Origin of the sequence: Bradyrhizobium sp. WU425, from assembly GCF_021052305.1 — a bacterium.
GTDB lineage: Bacteria > Pseudomonadota > Alphaproteobacteria > Rhizobiales > Xanthobacteraceae > Bradyrhizobium > Bradyrhizobium canariense_D.
Genome location: NZ_CP088089.1, coordinates 6,104,039 through 6,120,388, shown reverse-complemented (window position 1 = coordinate 6,120,388; position 16,350 = coordinate 6,104,039). Strand labels below are relative to the sequence as shown.

General features: G+C 65.1%; 21 protein-coding genes and 1 tRNA gene. 9 read left to right on the top strand and 13 right to left on the bottom strand.

What is annotated here, in order from left to right; genetic code table 11:
• The first annotated feature begins 50 nt into the window (after positions 1 to 50).
• Together BcanWU425_RS29675 and BcanWU425_RS29670 are read left to right on the top strand one after the other, a co-directional pair.
• On the top strand, positions 51 to 584 hold the full coding sequence (locus BcanWU425_RS29675) for a DUF4142 domain-containing protein (RefSeq protein ID WP_085352592.1): 534 nt from the start codon (positions 51 to 53) through the stop codon (positions 582 to 584).
• Positions 585 to 594: 10 nt separating this feature from the next.
• On the top strand, positions 595 to 912 hold the full coding sequence (locus BcanWU425_RS29670) for a cupredoxin domain-containing protein (protein WP_204513864.1): 318 nt from the start codon (positions 595 to 597) through the stop codon (positions 910 to 912).
• 111 nt (positions 913 to 1,023) lie between these two features.
• On the opposite strand, the gene BcanWU425_RS29665 is transcribed toward BcanWU425_RS29670, so the two are convergent.
• The 4 genes from BcanWU425_RS29665 to BcanWU425_RS29650 all read right to left on the bottom strand — a co-directional run bounded on the left by BcanWU425_RS29665 (position 1,024) and on the right by BcanWU425_RS29650 (position 2,811).
• Entirely contained in the window at positions 1,024 to 1,290 is a 267-nt protein-coding gene (locus tag BcanWU425_RS29665) for a hypothetical protein (protein WP_007594892.1), read from the bottom strand.
• A gap of 142 nt (positions 1,291 to 1,432) precedes the next feature.
• Positions 1,433 to 1,810 (bottom strand): TIGR02301 family protein, encoded by a 378-nt coding sequence (locus tag BcanWU425_RS29660; protein ID WP_007607220.1) that lies wholly within the window; start codon positions 1,808 to 1,810, stop codon positions 1,433 to 1,435.
• A gap of 47 nt (positions 1,811 to 1,857) precedes the next feature.
• Positions 1,858 to 2,292: an NUDIX hydrolase gene (locus BcanWU425_RS29655; protein WP_085352591.1), complete on the bottom strand. Its 435-nt coding sequence runs from the start codon at positions 2,290 to 2,292 to the stop codon at positions 1,858 to 1,860.
• 18 nt (positions 2,293 to 2,310) lie between these two features.
• Positions 2,311 to 2,811, bottom strand: coding sequence for a hypothetical protein (locus tag BcanWU425_RS29650; protein WP_085352590.1), 501 nt, complete (start codon positions 2,809 to 2,811; stop codon positions 2,311 to 2,313).
• A gap of 63 nt (positions 2,812 to 2,874) precedes the next feature.
• Between BcanWU425_RS29650 and BcanWU425_RS29645 the strand changes: the two genes are divergently transcribed.
• Positions 2,875 to 3,630 carry an SOS response-associated peptidase gene (locus BcanWU425_RS29645; protein ID WP_204513865.1) on the top strand — a complete coding sequence of 252 codons (756 nt, stop codon included), beginning with the start codon at positions 2,875 to 2,877 and terminating at the stop codon, positions 3,628 to 3,630.
• An 11-nt stretch (positions 3,631 to 3,641) separates the two neighbouring features.
• On the opposite strand, the gene BcanWU425_RS29640 is transcribed toward BcanWU425_RS29645, so the two are convergent.
• The 6 genes from BcanWU425_RS29640 to BcanWU425_RS29615 all read right to left on the bottom strand — a co-directional run bounded on the left by BcanWU425_RS29640 (position 3,642) and on the right by BcanWU425_RS29615 (position 9,548).
• Positions 3,642 to 4,835, bottom strand: a complete 1,194-nt coding sequence (locus BcanWU425_RS29640) for a CaiB/BaiF CoA transferase family protein (protein WP_204513866.1) — start codon at positions 4,833 to 4,835, stop codon at positions 3,642 to 3,644.
• 36 nt (positions 4,836 to 4,871) lie between these two features.
• Complete coding sequence (locus tag BcanWU425_RS29635; protein ID WP_204513867.1) at positions 4,872 to 5,801, bottom strand: glycine reductase; 930 nt, start codon at positions 5,799 to 5,801, stop codon at positions 4,872 to 4,874.
• A gap of 276 nt (positions 5,802 to 6,077) precedes the next feature.
• Entirely contained in the window at positions 6,078 to 6,659 is a 582-nt protein-coding gene (locus BcanWU425_RS29630; protein ID WP_085352586.1) for an NUDIX domain-containing protein, read from the bottom strand.
• Positions 6,660 to 6,668: 9 nt separating this feature from the next.
• Positions 6,669 to 7,112: a GNAT family acetyltransferase gene (locus BcanWU425_RS29625; RefSeq protein ID WP_204513868.1), complete on the bottom strand. Its 444-nt coding sequence runs from the start codon at positions 7,110 to 7,112 to the stop codon at positions 6,669 to 6,671.
• Positions 7,109 to 8,536: an FAD-binding oxidoreductase gene (locus BcanWU425_RS29620; RefSeq protein WP_204513869.1), complete on the bottom strand. Its 1,428-nt coding sequence runs from the start codon at positions 8,534 to 8,536 to the stop codon at positions 7,109 to 7,111. The genes BcanWU425_RS29625 and BcanWU425_RS29620 overlap by 4 nt, the downstream gene beginning before the upstream one ends.
• A gap of 22 nt (positions 8,537 to 8,558) precedes the next feature.
• Positions 8,559 to 9,548, bottom strand: a complete 990-nt coding sequence (locus BcanWU425_RS29615) for an L-threonylcarbamoyladenylate synthase (protein WP_204513870.1) — start codon at positions 9,546 to 9,548, stop codon at positions 8,559 to 8,561.
• Positions 9,549 to 9,616: 68 nt separating this feature from the next.
• Between BcanWU425_RS29615 and BcanWU425_RS29610 the strand changes: the two genes are divergently transcribed.
• Positions 9,617 to 9,693: transfer RNA gene (locus tag BcanWU425_RS29610), tRNA-Pro, on the top strand.
• A gap of 198 nt (positions 9,694 to 9,891) precedes the next feature.
• On the opposite strand, the gene BcanWU425_RS29605 is transcribed toward BcanWU425_RS29610, so the two are convergent.
• The 3 genes from BcanWU425_RS29605 to BcanWU425_RS29595 all read right to left on the bottom strand — a co-directional run bounded on the left by BcanWU425_RS29605 (position 9,892) and on the right by BcanWU425_RS29595 (position 11,004).
• Positions 9,892 to 10,218 (bottom strand): hypothetical protein, encoded by a 327-nt coding sequence (locus BcanWU425_RS29605; protein ID WP_085352582.1) that lies wholly within the window; start codon positions 10,216 to 10,218, stop codon positions 9,892 to 9,894.
• Positions 10,219 to 10,438: 220 nt separating this feature from the next.
• Positions 10,439 to 10,663 (bottom strand): hypothetical protein, encoded by a 225-nt coding sequence (locus BcanWU425_RS29600; protein ID WP_026233665.1) that lies wholly within the window; start codon positions 10,661 to 10,663, stop codon positions 10,439 to 10,441.
• A 161-nt stretch (positions 10,664 to 10,824) separates the two neighbouring features.
• Complete coding sequence (locus BcanWU425_RS29595; RefSeq protein WP_371258555.1) at positions 10,825 to 11,004, bottom strand: hypothetical protein; 180 nt, start codon at positions 11,002 to 11,004, stop codon at positions 10,825 to 10,827.
• Between the two features lie 258 nt (positions 11,005 to 11,262).
• On the opposite strand from BcanWU425_RS29595, the gene BcanWU425_RS29590 reads away from it, so the two are divergent.
• From BcanWU425_RS29590 to BcanWU425_RS29570, 5 genes are all read left to right on the top strand, one after another.
• Positions 11,263 to 11,697: a hypothetical protein gene (locus tag BcanWU425_RS29590; RefSeq protein WP_018458810.1), complete on the top strand. Its 435-nt coding sequence runs from the start codon at positions 11,263 to 11,265 to the stop codon at positions 11,695 to 11,697.
• 233 nt (positions 11,698 to 11,930) lie between these two features.
• Positions 11,931 to 12,890, top strand: coding sequence for an N-carbamoyl-D-amino-acid hydrolase (locus BcanWU425_RS29585; RefSeq protein ID WP_026233664.1), 960 nt, complete (start codon positions 11,931 to 11,933; stop codon positions 12,888 to 12,890).
• Positions 12,891 to 13,928: 1,038 nt separating this feature from the next.
• Positions 13,929 to 14,549 carry a TetR/AcrR family transcriptional regulator gene (locus BcanWU425_RS29580; RefSeq protein ID WP_039799656.1) on the top strand — a complete coding sequence of 207 codons (621 nt, stop codon included), beginning with the start codon at positions 13,929 to 13,931 and terminating at the stop codon, positions 14,547 to 14,549.
• A 52-nt stretch (positions 14,550 to 14,601) separates the two neighbouring features.
• Complete coding sequence (locus tag BcanWU425_RS29575) at positions 14,602 to 15,795, top strand: MFS transporter (RefSeq protein ID WP_231188783.1); 1,194 nt, start codon at positions 14,602 to 14,604, stop codon at positions 15,793 to 15,795.
• A gap of 136 nt (positions 15,796 to 15,931) precedes the next feature.
• Positions 15,932 to 16,342 carry a hypothetical protein gene (locus BcanWU425_RS29570; RefSeq protein ID WP_026233102.1) on the top strand — a complete coding sequence of 137 codons (411 nt, stop codon included), beginning with the start codon at positions 15,932 to 15,934 and terminating at the stop codon, positions 16,340 to 16,342.
• The last annotated feature ends 8 nt before the right edge of the window (positions 16,343 to 16,350 follow it).

The following is a 16,350-nucleotide window of genomic DNA, read 5'->3' as shown; positions in this document are numbered from 1 at the left end:
TGTGAAGCAACGCGCCGGCAAAACGTCCGGCACCACAGGAGTGTCAAACCATGTTCGTTCGTTGGACCACGGCGATCGCCGCTGCAATTTTGTTGTCGAGCCCCGCGCTGCTGCAAGGCGCCAGAGCAGCCGACAAGCTGACCGATCCGCAGATCGCCCATATCGCCTACACCGCGGGCGTGATCGACATCAACGCAGCCAAGCAGGCGCAGAAGAAAGCCAAGAATAAGGACGTGAAGGCGTTTGCCGAGGACATGCTGCGCGACCACGAGGCCGTCAACAAGCAGGCGCTCGCGCTGGTCAAGAAGCTGAACGTCACGCCTGAAGACAACGACACCAGCAAAGCGCTGTCAAAGCAGGCGAGCGAGAAGCTCGCCGAACTGGACAAGCTGAGCGGTGCGGCCTTCGACAAGGCCTATGTCGCGAACGAGGTCGCCTACCACAAGACGGTCAACGGCGCGCTGGAAACCCAGCTCATTCCGTCCGCCAGCAATGCTGAACTGAAGAGCCTGCTGCAGACCGGCCTGAAAATCTTCCAGGGCCATCAGCAGCACGCCGAGCACGTCGCGGCGGAGCTGAAATAGGGAGGCGATGATGCTGGGACGATTGTCCGCGATCGCGACAGCGGTCCTGCTCGTGGCGGTGGCCGTCCCGGCGCACGCTGCGACCGTAGAGATCACGATGGAGAATCTCGAAGTGTCGCCGAAAGACGCTTCGGCCAAGGTCGGCGACACCATTGAATGGATCAACAAGGACGTCTTCGTCCACACCGCGACAGCCAGGAACGGCGATTTCGACGTCAACCTGCCGGCGAAAAAATCAGGGACGTTGGTTCTGAAGAAGGCGGGCACGATCGATTATTACTGTCGCTTTCATCCCAACATGAAAGCGACGCTCAAGATCGAGCCGTAACGGGCTGGGAGCGTATTCCCGACCGTAGCGGAAGCTGGCCCCGCCTACGTGGCGGGGTCATTTTCGGCAAGGCTTACTGCCTGGAGAAAGGCTTACTGCCTGGAGAAAGACTTACTGTCTGGAAATGTCGACCGAGAATTCGCCGTTGCGGATGCGGCCGGGAAAGCCTTCGACGAACTTCGCCACCGCGTCCTCGCCATAGGTGCCGACGAGCTCGGCAAGGGCCGCAAACAGGCTCGCCTGCGCCAGGCAGTCGCCGTCGACGCCATCATGGCGCGCTTCGGCCCAGGCCTCGTTGAGATAACTCAGTGCGGCCTGCTTCTGCTCGTGATCGGGCAGCGGCGCGCGTGCGGGAGCGTAGGACACTGGATGGCTCATGAAACTCGTCGGGGCTGGGGCGCAATCCACGGCGATGCGCTGTGCGAGAGGTGTAGCACGCACGTTAACGCCCGCTAGGCCACATCTTTAGGAACGGTTAACGGCTGTGTACAAAGTCGATGACAGGGTTCCCGCCGCTGTCTCAGTTCGCGTAACGCGCCGTGAGATCGCGCGAGATCTTGGCGCCTTCCTCGATATAGCGGCGGATCGCCACCGTCGCGGCCGGCGTGCAGCTCCGGTAGGTCTGCTGAAAACCGTTATAGCCGCGGTTGAAGCCGGCGATCATGCGGGTGCGGCGTTCGCCGGCGGGGGTTTCGGCATCGATCAGCGCCTGCATCTCGCTGCGCCATTTGTTGCCCTCGTTGGACCCGCAGATGCCGCGCAGATAGTGCAGCCCGCCGAGGATCTCCGCCAGTCGCTGCAAATCGCCGTCAAACGGCGCTGCCCCGTCCTGAGCCCTCGTGGGCACCGAGGCGCAGGCGAGAATCAGGGCAAAAATGGCCAGAAATCGCGTCGACATCGGCCGGGTGTATGCCTCCTCGGGGCGATAGACGCAAGGCGGGGCCGTCAGGGGCCCATCAGCCGGTGAGCGGACTGGATGACCTCTTCCAGCCCGCCGGTCAGCTTGAGGTCGCCAAGGCTCGCCAGGGCCTTTGGGGCGATCCAGCGGTAGTCGTCGAGCTCGTCGTTGAGAACCGGCTCCCGGGCCACCCAGCGGGCGGCAAAGGACATGATCAGGTAGTGGCCGGCGCCGGCCGCGGCCGGCAGCACTTCGCGCCAGCCCGCGAGGCCAATGATTTCGATATCTAGCCCGGTCTCCTCGTCGATCTCGCGCGCCAGCGCTTGGTGCAGCGATTCGCCGAACTCGACCCGGCCGCCCGGCAGCGAATAGAACCCCTTTGCCGGCGAACGTGCGCGACGGGTCAGAAGCACCTTGCCGTCACGAAAAATCGCGGCACTGACCGCGATCTGGGGACGGGTGGGCTGAACGATCGCAGCCATGACTTCACCTGCTCGGGCTCAGTTCGCCATGATGTTGTCGACGTCGGCTTCCGCGCCGCCATTGATGATGCCGCCGCAGGCCGCGATCAGCGGCTTGACCCAGTGGGCGGCCTGCTCGGCGAGGCGAACGCGGGTCGTGTCCTTCTCGACCTCGCGCATGGCCGAGCCGACCGCCGTCAGGATCGAGGTCATGGTGTCGGTGAGGTGGTCGAACTGGGCGCGCACGTTCGGGTCGGCCTTTTCATAGGCCTCGATCGCCAGATCCCGGGCCTTGAAGTTCGAGGCGGTGAAATGCTCGGCATAGGACAGCGGCGACCAGGTCAGAAAATCTTCCGCGCATTCCGGCATGTCGGGGACCATTTCCAGCAGCATCACGGCTTCATTGAAATGGTTGAGATAGTCGGTGGCAAGCCCGGTCCGCGGGTTGATGTTGGCCACGCGCAGCCGCTCGGCCCAGGCTGCAGCCTCGGGCCCCGTCTGTCCATGCATTCGCGCCGGCTGGGAGACCGTTGAGCTCATCTGCCGCAGTGTTAACGTTCGGGGTTAAAAGGACCTGAACGGACCCTATATAGGCCCTCAAGGATGTGTGGACGCTTCGTCATAACTTCGGCCCCCGCGGCTTTGCGGCAACTGTTCGGCTACATTGAGCAGCCGAACTTCCCGCCCCGGTTCAATGTGGCCCCGACACAACCGATTCCGGTCGTGCTGGGCGAGAACGGCGCGCGCCATTTTCGCCTGATGCGCTGGGGTTTGCTGCCGGGTTGGGTCAAGGATCCCAAGGGATTTTCGCTCCTGATCAATGCCCGTTCCGAGACGGTGCTGGAGAAGCCCGCTTTCAAGAACGCGATTCGCCGGCGCCGCGGCCTGATTCCGGCCGACGGCTATTACGAATGGAAGGCGGAGGGTGGCCGCAAGCAGCCCTTCTTCATCCATCGCGCCGACGGCGCGCCGCTCGGCTTTGCAGCGGTGTTCGAGACCTGGGTCGGGCCGAACGGCGAGGAGCTCGACACGGTCGCGATCGTCACGGCGGCGGCGAGCGAGGATCTCGTCACGCTGCATGATCGCGTGCCCGTCACCATCAGCCCGCGCGATTTCGAGCGCTGGCTCGACAGCCGCAGCGATGACCTCGATGCGGTGTTGCCGCTGATGACCGCCCCGCGCATCGGCGAATTCGCCTGGCACCCGGTCTCCACCCGCGTCAACCGCGTCGCCAATGACGACGACCAGTTACTCCTGCCGATCAGCGCGGAGGACATGGAGGCGGAGGCGCCGAAGAAGAAGGTGGCGCGGAAAGCGGCGGCCGGGCCGGCCGATGACGGGCAGGGGTCGTTGTTTTAGGCGCTTCGCCCTTACACGATCTCCCGCGCCCGTAGTGCCGCGATCTCCGCTGCGTCAAATCCCAGCTCGCCCAGCACCGCATCCGTATCCGCACCGAGCTCCGGCGCCATCCGGTCGAGCCTGCCGCCGCCATGCGCGAGCTTGAATCCGCTGCCGGCGAAACGAAGCCGGCCGTAGGGCGTATCGAGTTGCTGGATCGCGCCGCGCGCCTTGATCTGCGGATGGTCGATGACTTCCTCGACTTTCCAGATGCTGGCGCAGGGCGCGCCGGCGTCTTCCAGAATGGTCTCCCATTCGCGCGCAGGCCTTGCCGCGAGCGCCTCTTCGATGATGGCGCGCAGCGCCGGCTCGTTCTCGTTGCGCGCAAACCAGTCGGCAAAGCGCGGATCGCTGAGCGCGTCCTCGCGGCCGAGCGCAGACATCAGTGCGCGATATTGCTTCTCGTTGTTGACGGCGAGCAGGATGTGACCGTCGCCGCATCTAAACAAATTCGCCGTGGTCCTGCGGCTGACGGCCTGATTCCCCGACAGCTGCTGGCGATGGCCCGCGACCGACCAGTCCGCGATCTGCCCCGACAGGAACGCCATCGTCGCCTCCAGCATGGAGACGTCGATGAGCTGGCCCTTGCCGGTGCGGTCGCGCTGGTAAAGCGCGCTCGACACGCCGAACGCAGCGGTGGCGCCCGACAGCACGTCGCACACCGCAAAGCCGGCGCGGGTCGGCCCAGTCTCGGGATGACCCGTGATCGCCATGATGCCGGACAGCGCCTGCATCTTGCCGTCATAGCCGGGGCGCAGCCGGTCCGGACCGGTCTGGCCGAAGCCGGACACCGCGCAGTAGATCAGCTTCGGATTGATCGCGGACAGCGCCTCGTAGCCGATGCCGAGCCTGTCCATCACGCCGGGGCGGAAATTCTCCATGACGACGTCGACTTGCGCGGCGAGCTTCTTCACGATCGCGATCGCATCGGGCTTTTGCAGATCGAGCGTCAGGCTGCGCTTGTTGCCGTTGATGGCCTGGAACGCCGGCGCCAGCCCGCGCTCCGCCCATCCGCGTGACAGCGGCGTGCGGCGCATGTCCTCGCCCTCGCGCCGCTCGACCTTGATGACGTCGGCGCCCAGCAGCGCGAGCTGGTAGCTCGCATAGGGGCCGGCCAGCACTTGCGTGAAGTCCAGGATCTTCACGCCCTCGAACGGTCGCGTCACGTCGCTCTCCCTGTTTGTTTTGGTTGTCGGAGGACGTCAGGCCGCGCGATTGCCGCGCGCGATCTCCTTCTGCTTGTCAAATTCGGCACGGCGGCGCGCCAGCTCTTCGGCTGAGAGCTGCGCGACGTTGTTGTAGTCGAGCTTCCAGGAAGCGTCCTCGCTCCAGCGCAGCGGCGACTGCATCGTGGTCTGCGGGCCGCTCGCGGTCTCCAGCAGTCTGAGCGCCAGCTCGAGCGTCTGCGCCTGCGAGGCGATGTCGTGCGGCTTGCCGGCGGAATTGCCGAGCGGGAAATCCGAGAACAGGAAGCGCGGCACGCCGGCGTGCTCGATGATGTCCTTGGCGCAGCCCATGATCACGGTCGGAATGCCGTTCGCCTCGAGATGCCGGGCCACCAGCGCCGTGGTCTGGTGGCAGACCGGACAGTTCGGCACCAGCACGGCGACATCGACCTTGTCGGCAAGGCAGCGCGCCAGAATTTCCGGCGCGTCGGTGTCGAGGGTGACGCGATGACTGCGGTTGGTCGGCGCGCCGAAGAAGCGCGGCGCCACCTCGCCGATGCGCTCCGCCGCGCTCGCCTTCAAGAGTTGCGGCAGCGGAAACCAGGTGCCGTTGTCGGTGGCCGTGGTGTGCTTGCGGTCGTAGCCGATATGCGAGATGCGAAGGTCGTGGGGCTTCGCCGTGTCGCCCTCATAGACCTGGTAGAATTTCGCGCCGCCATTATACGCCGCGCTCGGTCCCTGGTCGCCCTTGGTGGGGTCGTATGGCGCGGCGGTCGTGATGATGGTGACGCTTGATTGCGACAACGGCTTCTTTAGCGGCTGGAACGGCGCCTCGGTGTAGTGAGCCCAGCGATACGCCGTGGTGTAGCCAATCGCGGCGTAATAGTCCCGCGTGCGCTGCATATAGGGAACGGGGGCGTCATAGTCGGGCGCAAAGCCGAATTCGTCGTCGCGCGAAGCGGACATGGGGCGCGTCTCCTGGTTCTTGTTGGCGACAGACTAGAGATAGTCGGGGGTGAGCTCAACGGGGGGCGGGGCAATGCAGGTCAGAATTGCACTGATAGAGCCAGGTCCGCTTTTTCCCCTCTCCCCTTGCGGGCGAGGGTGGCTCGCCGCGAAGCGGCGAGACGGGTGAGGGGTCTCTCGCGTGCTCAACTGCATGAGATGCGCGCGCGGACAGAAACCCCTCATCCGCCGCTTCGCGCCACCTTCTCCTGCAAGGGGAGAAGGAAGGAAGACAACCTACCGAAACACATGCAGCGCCACATGCTGCAGCAGCATGATCGCCTTGGCGTCGATGATACGCCCGTCCGCGATCATCGCCAGCGCCTCGTCAATGCCGAGCTCCAGCACCTCGATGTCCTCGCCTTCGTGTTCGAGGCCGCCGCCGTCGCTGACCCGCATCTCCGGCTCGTACTCGGCGACGAAGAAATGCAGCTTCTCGGTGATGGCGCCGGGGCTCATAAACGCTTCGAACACCTTGTGGACGTGGTGCAGGCGATAGCCGGTTTCCTCCTCGGCCTCGGCGCGGATGCGCACCTCGGGCGAGGCGTCGTCGAGCACCCCGGCGGCGGCTTCGATCAGGAGATCGTCGTAACCGCGGATGAAGGCCGGCAAGCGGAATTGCTTCACCAGGATCACCGTGCGCCGCGCTCGGTTGTAGGGCAGCACGGCGGCGGCGTTGTCGCGCTCATAGGTCTCGCGGTGCTGCGTCTGCCATTCGCCATTGGCGCGCCGGTACTCGAACGTGGTGGTCTTGAGGGGGGTCCAGCCGTCCGAGAGCACGCGGACGTCCTTGATGCGAACGCGGTCGGATATGGTCATGCTTCGATCTCAGTTGCTTGGCGTTGTGGTGCGGCCGTCGATCCACTTCTGGAACATCACCGAGGTCGATTCCTCGAAACCCAGCGACTGGTAGAACGCATTGGCCTGCTCATTGCCGCGCCGGACCAGCAGCTGGAGCTTCAAAATTCCAGCCGCGCGCAGCCAGTCTTCGGCCGCGGCCATGATCACTCGGCCGTAGCCACGCTTCCGGCTATCCGGATCGACCGCAACGTAATAGCCCCAGCCGCGATGGCCGTCATGGCCGACCATGACGGTGGCGACGATGGCGCCGTTGTCGCGGCCGAGCAGGATGGTGGAATTGTCGCGCCGTCGCGCCAGCGCGATGTCGGCATGCGGATCGTTCCACGGCCGCGTCAGCCCGCAGCGCTGCCACAGCGCGACCACGGGCTCGACATCGGCCTCGGTGATCGCGTCGATCTTGAGCGCACTCACAGCACTTTTCCCGGGTTCATGATTCCAAGCGGATCGAGCATCGCCTTGAGCTGTCGCATCAACTCAATTGCGGTCTTGTCCTTCACGTCGGGCAACTCGTCGCGCTTGAGCACGCCGATGCCGTGCTCCGCCGAGATCGAGCCGCCCATACGCAGCACGATGGCGAACACGACCGCGTTCATCTCGTGCCAGCGCGCCAGATAGTCCGCGGTGTTGGCGCCGATGGGCTGGCTGACATTGTAGTGCAGATTGCCGTCGCCGAGATGGCCGAACGGCACCGGCCGCGCGCCGGGAATCAGCTTCACCACGGCTTCATTGGCCTCGGCGATGAAGGCCGGCACGGTGGCCACCGGCACGGAGATGTCGTGCTTGATCGAGCCGCCCTCCGGCTTCTGCGCCGACGACATTTCGTCGCGCAGCTTCCAGAAGCCGGCGCGCTGGGTCAGATTGGCCGCGATCACCGCGTCGTCGACGATCTCGTCCTCCATGGCGCGGCCGAGGATCGTTTCCAGCGGCGTCCGGGCGTCATCGCCGGGCGACGACAATTCCATCAGCACGTACCAGGCATGCTTTTGCGCGAGCGGATCGCGCACGTCGATGCCGTGGCGGATCGAGAAATCGACCGCCATCTCCGAGAGCAGCTCGAAGCTCGTCAGCGCATTGGCGGCCTCGCTTTGCGCGATCGCCAGCAGCTTCAGCGCGGCGTCCGGCGACTTCAGCCCGACGAAGGCGGTCTCGATCGACCGCGGCTTCGGAAACAGCTTCAGCGTCGCCGCCGTGATGATGCCGAGCGTGCCTTCGGCGCCGATGAACAGGTTGTGCAGATTGTAGCCGGTGTTGTCCTTCTTCAGCTTCGACAGCACGTTGAGCACGCGACCGTCCGCCAGCACCACCTCGAGCCCCAGCGCCATCTCGCGCGCGACGCCATAGGCCAGCGCGGCCGTGCCGCCGGCATTGGTCGAGAGATTGCCGCCGATGGTGCAGCTGCCCTCCGCCCCCAGCGACAGCGGAAACAGCCGGTCCACGTCCGCGGCCTTCTGCTGCGCGATCTGCAGCACGACGCCGGCCTCGCAGGTCATAGTGTTGGAGGCGGTGTCGATCTCGCGGATCTTGTCGAGCCGGCGCAGCGACACCACCACCTCGCCATTGTGCGGGGTCTGGCCGCCGACGAGCCCGGTGTTGCCGCCCTGTGGCACCAGCGCGATCTTGTGCTCGGAGGCGAGCTTGCAGATTGCGGCGACTTCCGCGGCCGAGCCCGGGCGCAGCACCAGCGGCGAGCGGCCGTGGAATAGATTGCGCTCTTCGGTGACGTAGGCCTCGATGTCGGCTACATCGGTGATGGCGTGCCTCTCGCCGACGATCTTGCGGAATTGTTCGATCAGCTCGGGCGCAAGCGGAGGGGTGGCGGGATGATTAATGTTCATTGTCTTGTCTCTTGCTTCGCTCTTATCGCGCCACAGCCGCCCGGCGCAGCCGGTCGTTGATCGCTTCGCCCAGATCCTCTTCGGGGATCGCCATCACGGCGATCGCCCGCGGCCCCCTAGCATCGAGGGCGCGAAGATAGCCGAACAGATTGGCGGCGGCTTCATCGAGATCGCCGGTGGGCGACAAATTCATGACGGCGACGGCGGCCTCCAGACCAGGCAGGCGCGCCGGGCCGAACGCCAGCAGCGCTTCGCCCGGCGCGACGTCCAGCGCATTGAGCCGCACATGGGCGTGTGGCGCGTAATGCGAGGCCAGCATGCCCGGCGCCAGCGGCTGGCTGTCTTCGCTGTCGGTCTCCGCGGGCAGTCGCGCCAGCGCTGCACCAAGCACGGCCTCGATCCGCTCGCGAGACAGCCCGCCGGGCCGCAGCAGCATCGGCGCCGCAAAACAGCCGACGATCGTCGATTCGACGCCGACCGTAACAGGCCCGCCGTCGACGATCAGGTCGATCCGCCCCGCAAGGTCGCTCTCGACATGGGCCGCCAGCGTCGGCGAGACGTGGCCGGAGATGTTGGCGGACGGCGCCACCACCGCCCCGCCAAAGGCGCGCAGGATCGCCTGCGCCACCGGATGGGCCGGAATGCGGATCGCGACCGTGTCGAGGCCCGCGGTGGCAAGCTCGGCCACCGGGCAGTTTTCCGTCTTCGGCACCACCAGCGTCAGCGGCCCCGGCCAGAACGCCTCCGCAAGGCGCAAGGCGCAGGCGTCGAATCGTCCGATCCTGCGCGCGGCCGCGAGGTCGGCGACATGCGCGATCAGCGGATTGAAGGCCGGCCGCCCCTTGGCGGCGTAAAGATGGGCGATGGCACTGGCATTTCCGGCGTCCGCCCCGAGCCCGTAGACCGTCTCGGTCGGGAACGCGACCAGCCCGCCGGCTGCCAATGTCCGGGCGGCAGCTTCCGCGCCGGTCTCGCCGGCCGGTAAAATCAGCGTTTCAAGACCCGTTTTCACAGGGATAAGATTCCTCAGCTCGGCCGCTTGCGGTGCGCCAAACCCGACGCTATAAGCCGGCCTCTTGTCGGAGTGTGGCTCAGCCCGGTAGAGCACTGCGTTCGGGACGCAGGGGTCGCAGGTTCGAATCCTGCCACTCCGACCATTCTTCCAAAAGTCGACGTTTTTCTAGAGGCTCGTTCCCAAGCTTGGCGGACCAGCCGCCGGCGCCCGGGAGCGTCTTCTTGCAACGATTTTCAGGGCGGGTCCACGGCCGATTTGGCCGGACAGGGCGGTCTGTCGCGGTGGCATGGCTCGGCATTGCCTGTTTCGATAACTCGGCGTTGCAAGCTAGGTCAGAGGACTACCGCCTCGCCACCAGCACGCCGACCATAAACGCAATCATCAGCGCCGGCAGCGGCGCCTCACGCACCATGCCGCGAACGACGTGGGTCCAGTGCTGCTCCGGGACGAGGTTCGGAGACCTGATCTCCGGCGTTGGCGTGATGCCCCATTCGGAGGCGAGTTCGGCAATCTCGCTTGAGGCAAGCCGGACGCCGTCGCGGACGCGGAAGATGGCGGCATCCGCGCGCTCGCGCGGCGCAAGCAACATCATCGTCGTGACGGCCGTACGCAGGGTCATCTCGCCGTAGCCTTGCAGCCTGACCGATTCCTCGGGGTCGGACGTCATCGAAAATACCTCACAGCGCCAAATGCCTTACAAAGCGAAGTGGCGCGCGATGGTGAATGCCATCGTCGCGCACAGGACCAGCGTGGATACCGCGCCGGCCACGCTGCGCGCGAGATCGGCCCGCGTCAGGTGCCTGGTCATGATTTTGCTCCATGCTCGGCATGGCAATGGCGGGGAGGCGGCGTTGGTTCCTGCGCGACGGGCGAATCGCGAATGCCGGCTATTTCCGCAGCAGCTCGCTCAGCGCCGCCGTCGCCTCGGCGCAGCGGATGTCGTCGATCTCGCGCGACAGGCTGAGCGCAGTCGATCTGAGCTCTTCGACCTTCCAGCTCTCGGGGTGCTGAGTCTCGAGTTGACCGAGCCGCTTGTTCAGATCGTCCAATCTGGTTTGCAACTGTTCGACGCTGGCGGCCCCATTCACCACCCAGACTCTTTGCGCACGCATCGTCGTTCCCCTGCTCGTCTCACGGCGTTGTGAGAGGGGTTCGTGGCCGCAATGGGAATTTCTTTTGTCCGGCTTCAGACGGACGGGAACCGTTGCAGATCGGCAACGGGAGTTCCTTCGCGTTAACCTGGGTGCGACGGGAGCCAATCGCCGTCGCCGCATCAGGCCGCGCGCGGCCGCTCCGTCGATCGCTTTTCGAGGCGGCTTTCGAGAATCGCGATGCTCACCCGGATATTGTCGCGCCGGGCCCGCAGGTTCTGCGCTAGCATGGGGTAGGCGAGGTTTTGGGGATCGGAGATTCCGGCCTTCCGTTCTTCCTCCAGAATGTCGGCGTCGATCATTTGCAAGCGCCAACGCAGATCGGAGATCAATGCGTGGAGCTGTGTCGGCATGGTCGCTTCGAAACGGGACGTCGGGTGCATGATCGCCTCACGATGAGACAGACCCACTGCGGGTCTGAGGGATTTGACTCCCGTGCAGCAAGCGGAATGCCAGTGGGCGGCTGAGCGTCTCCCGCGATTGCTCGACAGCGCACCGGAACGATTGCCACTCTTTCCCGTTGCTGCAGGGGCCTCGACAACGAGGCGATCGAGGGACCCATGCCGCTCATCCGCTATTTCGTCTTCACCGGCGGCGCTCTGCTCGCCCTCCTTTTCCTCGCCGACCGGTACATGACCGCCCCCGTGAGCGCCGCCGCGCCGGCCGAGCCAGATCGGTCGATTGTGCGCGTTCATTCCGCGCAAACCTGGCCTGAGAAGATCGTCCTCGACACCAGCGTACGGCAAATATCGCTGTCCAAAGCCGAGTCGGTTCCGCCGACTCCCGCGCCTGCCGTCGCCGACGCGCTGCCCACGCAGGAGAGGCCCCGCCAAGCTTTTGCAATGGTGGCGCAGCCTGATGCGACGCCGAAGCAAGCAGCTCGGACCGTTTCGAACAAGCGCAGTGCGGAGAGGCACCGTCGACGCCAGCCCTCGCGCATGGCGGCGCGCGATCAGACGATGTTCTTCAACGAACCTGCATCGGCGGGTTGGTAAGTCGCGCTCCGTGAGATGCATCTTCCCCCCGGTAGGCGTGTAGCTGCCCATGCTCGATCGCCTGAGCAGCACGAGCGGGGGTTTGCGAGATTATCTGTTCTCGGTACTTTCCACGTGACGGTCGGGCTGCCTCTCGGTTGGGCACCGTGCCGGACAGCGAGGCTGTGCGCGCGGCGCATCGCGCGATAGTCTCTGCCGCGACCTGACCCGGGAAGCGGACGAGGGAAAGATTCGTGACGAGATTTGTGACGATCGCAGCCGGCCAGCTTGGCCCTGTCGCGCGGACCGAGACGAGAACCGCGGTCGTGGCGCGCCTGATGGCCTTGATGCGCCAGGCGAAGGCCAACGGCTGCGACCTGATCGTCTATCCCGAGCTCGCGCTGACCGCGTTCTTTCCGCGCTGGTATTTCGAGGATCAGGCTGAGATCGACAGCTTCTTTGAGCGCGAGATGCCGGGGCCGGAGACAAGAGGCCTGTTCGATCTCGCGCGCGAGATCGGCATCGGATTTTATCTTGGCTATGCCGAGCTGACGGTCGAGGCCGGAATTGTCAGGCGCTACAATACCTCGATCCTGGTCGAGAAGAGCGGCGCCATCGTCGCGAGATATCGCAAGGTTCATCTGCCCGGGCATGCCGAGCATGAGCCGTGGCGCGAATTCCAGCATCTGGAAAAGCGCTATTTCGATCCAGGCGATGGCTTTGGCGTGACCGAGGCCTTTGGCGGCGTGATGGGGATGGCGATCTGCAATGACCGCCGCTGGAGCGAGACCTACCGGGTGATGGGCCTGCAGGGCGTCGAGATGGTGATGATCGGCTACAACACGCCGGTGCACAATCCGCCCGCACCCGAGCATGACGATCTCTCGCTGTTCCACAATCATCTGGTGATGCAGGCCGGCGCCTACCAGAACGGCACCTTCGTGGTCGGCGTCGCCAAAGCGGGTGTCGAGGAGGGCGTCGACCACATCGGCGGAAGCTGCGTCATCGCGCCCTCCGGCGAGATCATCTCGCGATGCACGACCAAGGGGGACGAGATCGCGCTCGCCCGTTGCGATCTCGATCTCTGCAATTCTTACAAGCGCACCACTTTCAATTTCGACGTTCACCGTCAGCCGCACGCCTACGGGATGATTGTCGAACGGAAGGGAGTGACACTCATGGCCGACGGAACGCCGGTGCGAACGAAGCGGTGAGCTCTCGTAGCCCGGGTGAGCGCAGCGACACCCGGGACCGCTGTCGCTTGTGGCAAGACTCCGGATGTCGCTTCGCTCATCCGGGCTACCGGACCTCCTCTGTGTCGCCCCCGTCAATCCGCCGCCGCAAAAATATTCCACTTTACCGAAATTCGGAAATGACGTATGTGTCGTGCATCCCGGCTCATCCTTGAGGGGCGATCTTGTGGTCGTCATGTTCGCGAGCCGGGCTTGCGGTGGACGCGGCAGCGTTCGGGGCGAGAGGCCAAGGGCAGGGCGGATTGCTCTCCGTGAGCTCAAGGCTGCGTTCCGACGAGCGGCGCTGCTAGGCTTCGTCTCGTCTGTAAGTTTCCGGCTCCGTCGACAGGGCTGGAAAAACTGCGGCGAAATGGCGAGCCGTGCGTACGGCAAAACCGTGTGGTCCTGGCCGTCGTTGCTACGGTCAAGCCCTGGCGAATGCGGCATCTGCGTCAACCGGCGCGGTGCCGGTGACTTTCGCAGGGGTGAGGGAGGCCAAAAGGAACTCGGCTCCCGGGAGAGCACGGCATAAGCCGTCCAACCATCGCGCAGGGAAGGCCGAGTGATTGGCTACACCTGTATGCTGCTGTGCGGTTTCCTTGCGCTACATTTTCGCGCAGCGGACCGCGGGTGCCAGCCGGCACCCGGCCTTCCCTGCGCCCTCTTGGACAAGAGGGTGAAGCGACGAAGCAAAGCTCGGGCGGAATCAGCCGCGAGGATGAGAAGGCATGTCTGCAAGTTGAAATGTGCGCAGGACCGCGATGTGGCCTGCGCCGTGGCGATGCCCGGCAGTCAGGCATAACAACCTCAAATGTCGTCGTGGCGAAGGCCAGGACCCATACCGCGAGGTCTATCGATTTAAGGCGATATCAATCCCACCGAACGAATGTCCGCCCAACCCCTTCCCTGGGATAATGGGACTTGGCCTTGGCCAGGGGCGACGCCGGAGTTAGTGGCCCTACCGCCCCAATCACAACCAAGTGTCTTTGTTTGGAAACAAACATTCCCTATTATCCTGCAATGCAAAAAGCGGCCCGCAAATCCCCGCCCATTGGCCGTCCGCCTGGCCGTCCCCGGGAGTTCGACATGGACACCGCGCTCGACAGGGCCGTCCGCGTGTTTTCCGAGCGCGGTTATCATGCCACCTCGATCGGCGATCTCACCGCGGCGATGCGGCTGGCGACCGGCAGCGTCTACAAGGCGTTTCGCGACAAGCATGCGGTGTTTCTCGCCGCCTTCGAGCGCTACGCCGCGCTGCGCCAGGAGCAGACGCGCAGCGCGGCGGCAAAAGGCGACAATGGCCGCGAGCGGCTGCGCAACATGCTGCTGTCGTATGTAGAGCATTCCCAGGGCAGCGAGGGGCGGCGCGGCTGCCTCGTGGTCGGCAGCGCGGTCGAATTGTCCGCGGTCGATCCGGTGGTCGCCGCCCTCGTCAGCGCGCGGCTCGAGACCAACGAAGGCTTCATCGCCGGCCTCATTCGCGAGGGGCAGGCCGACGGCTCGATTCCCCGCCATGTCGCCGCCGCCGACACCGCGCGCCTGATGATCTGCATCACGCAAGGCCTGCGCGTCGTCGGCAAGGCGGGCCTTTCGCTCGACGGCAAGCGCCTGGTCGCCGTCGCGATGAAGCTGCTCGCCTGAATTTATTGTCATATTAGGAAACAGACGTTTCCTATAGCTGGAGACCGTGTGAATGACGATGAATGCCACGATCGAGACTGCTCCCGAACCGGATGCGGTGTCGCAGCGCCTGACGTTCGTGCTTGCCGCGGCCTGTGGCATGGTCGCCGCCAATATCTACTATGCCCAGCCGCTGATCGCCCCGATCAGCGCCGCGCTGGGCCTGTCGCATGCGGCCGCCGGGCTGATCGTTACCATGACGCAGATCGGCTACGGCGTGGGGCTTCTCTTCATCGTCCCGCTCGGCGACCTCGTCGAGAACCGTACCCTGATTTGCTCCGTCATCACGCTCGGCGCGGCAGCCCTGCTCGCCGCGGGGTTCGCGTCCCACGCGCTGCCCTTCCTGATCGCCGCGTTGTTCATCGGACTCGGCTCGGTCGCGGTGCAGATCATCGTTCCCTATGCGGCGCATCTTGCGCCGGCAGCCATTCGCGGCCGCGTCGTCGGCAATGTCTCGACCGGCCTGATGCTCGGCATCATGCTGGCGCGGCCGGTGTCGAGTTTCGTCACGGCGATGCTGTCGTGGCATGCAGTGTTCTTCTGCTCGGCCGCGTTGATGATCGTGCTCGCAGCGGTACTCTGGATGACGCTGCCGAAGCGCAGGCCGGTCGCGCGGATGCATTACGGCGAGTTGCTGCTGTCGATGCTCCATCTGGTGCGGACCACGCCGCTGCTGCGCCGCCGCGCGCTGTACCAGGCCAGCCTGTTCGGCGCCTTCAGCCTGTTCTGGACCGTGACGCCGCTGCTGCTCGCGAGCGAATTCGGCTTCACCCAGCGCGGCATCGCGCTGTTCGCGCTTGCCGGTGTCGCCGGCGTGTTCGCAGCCCCGATCGCGGGACGGCTTGCCGATCGCGGCCATAGCCGCATGGCCACGCTGGTCGCGCTGCTACTCGCGGCCGTAGGATTCCTGATTACGCATGTCGGCGCGCCCGGATCGGTGCTGAACCTCGCCTGCCTGGTCGTGGCTGCGATCGCGATCGACATCGGCGTGCAGGGCAACGTCGTGCTCGGCTTCCGCGCGATCTTCGCGCTGGGGCATGAGCACCGCAGCCGCCTGAACGGTCTCTACATGGCGACCTTCTTCACCGCGGGCGCGGCGGGCTCGGCGGTCGGCGCGTGGGCGTTTGCACAAGGCGGCTGGACGCTCGCATCGGCCTTTGGGCTCGCGCTGCCCGTCGCAGGCCTGGTCTATGCGGCCACCGAGTAGAGGCTGGTTGCTCCAATTAGCGATCCGGCCCGTTTACCAAGGCCGCCGGGTCGGCAATTTCCACCTCGCAGTTTCCCTGCCGCTGTAGTACTTTGGTCGCAAGCGAGCCTGGTTAACGGGCGGCAGGGGGAGGCTGATGAGGCGTGCGGGGCTGGTTGGCGTACCGCGGGTACGACCATGGTCGTGGCAGGCGTTCCTGCTTGGATTCATCGTTGTCGCAATGTCGGCTGCGCTCCAGGGCGGCTGTGTCGCGCTCGGCGCAAAACTCTATTTCGCGGCGTTCCTGCCCAGCCTGTTCGTGCTCGGCATTATTGCGGGCGCACCGGCGGCGGCGTTCGCCGCACTACTCACCATTCCGCTGGTATGGTGGGCATTCATGCCGCCCTTCTTCGAGTTCAATTCGCTGACCAGCGCGCATGCCGATTCCATCAAGCTGTTCTGCCTGCTCGCCGTGCTGGTGATCGGCCTTGCCGATCTCTGCCGCGAGATCATCAGCCGCGGTGGGTTGAAGCCGCGGGGCGAGAGCGCGGCGACGAATTCGCAATAGATCGGCCT

Coding starts and splice junctions, on each gene's coding strand:
- BcanWU425_RS29675 (WP_085352592.1), top strand. CDS start 51: ATGTTCGTTCGTTGGACCACGGCGATCGCCGCTGCAATTTTGTTGTCG.
- BcanWU425_RS29670 (WP_204513864.1), top strand. CDS start 595: ATGCTGGGACGATTGTCCGCGATCGCGACAGCGGTCCTGCTCGTGGCG.
- BcanWU425_RS29665 (WP_007594892.1), bottom strand. CDS start 1,290: ATGAGCCATCCAGTGTCCTACGCTCCCGCACGCGCGCCGCTGCCCGAT.
- BcanWU425_RS29660 (WP_007607220.1), bottom strand. CDS start 1,810: ATGTCGACGCGATTTCTGGCCATTTTTGCCCTGATTCTCGCCTGCGCC.
- BcanWU425_RS29655 (WP_085352591.1), bottom strand. CDS start 2,292: ATGGCTGCGATCGTTCAGCCCACCCGTCCCCAGATCGCGGTCAGTGCC.
- BcanWU425_RS29650 (WP_085352590.1), bottom strand. CDS start 2,811: ATGAGCTCAACGGTCTCCCAGCCGGCGCGAATGCATGGACAGACGGGG.
- BcanWU425_RS29645 (WP_204513865.1), top strand. CDS start 2,875: ATGTGTGGACGCTTCGTCATAACTTCGGCCCCCGCGGCTTTGCGGCAA.
- BcanWU425_RS29635 (WP_204513867.1), bottom strand. CDS start 5,801: ATGTCCGCTTCGCGCGACGACGAATTCGGCTTTGCGCCCGACTATGAC.
- BcanWU425_RS29630 (WP_085352586.1), bottom strand. CDS start 6,659: ATGACCATATCCGACCGCGTTCGCATCAAGGACGTCCGCGTGCTCTCG.
- BcanWU425_RS29620 (WP_204513869.1), bottom strand. CDS start 8,536: ATGAACATTAATCATCCCGCCACCCCTCCGCTTGCGCCCGAGCTGATC.
- BcanWU425_RS29605 (WP_085352582.1), bottom strand. CDS start 10,218: ATGACGTCCGACCCCGAGGAATCGGTCAGGCTGCAAGGCTACGGCGAG.
- BcanWU425_RS29600 (WP_026233665.1), bottom strand. CDS start 10,663: ATGCGTGCGCAAAGAGTCTGGGTGGTGAATGGGGCCGCCAGCGTCGAA.
- BcanWU425_RS29595 (WP_371258555.1), bottom strand. CDS start 11,004: ATGATCGACGCCGACATTCTGGAGGAAGAACGGAAGGCCGGAATCTCC.
- BcanWU425_RS29590 (WP_018458810.1), top strand. CDS start 11,263: ATGCCGCTCATCCGCTATTTCGTCTTCACCGGCGGCGCTCTGCTCGCC.
- BcanWU425_RS29580 (WP_039799656.1), top strand. CDS start 13,929: ATGCAAAAAGCGGCCCGCAAATCCCCGCCCATTGGCCGTCCGCCTGGC.
- BcanWU425_RS29575 (WP_231188783.1), top strand. CDS start 14,602: ATGACGATGAATGCCACGATCGAGACTGCTCCCGAACCGGATGCGGTG.
- BcanWU425_RS29570 (WP_026233102.1), top strand. CDS start 15,932: ATGAGGCGTGCGGGGCTGGTTGGCGTACCGCGGGTACGACCATGGTCG.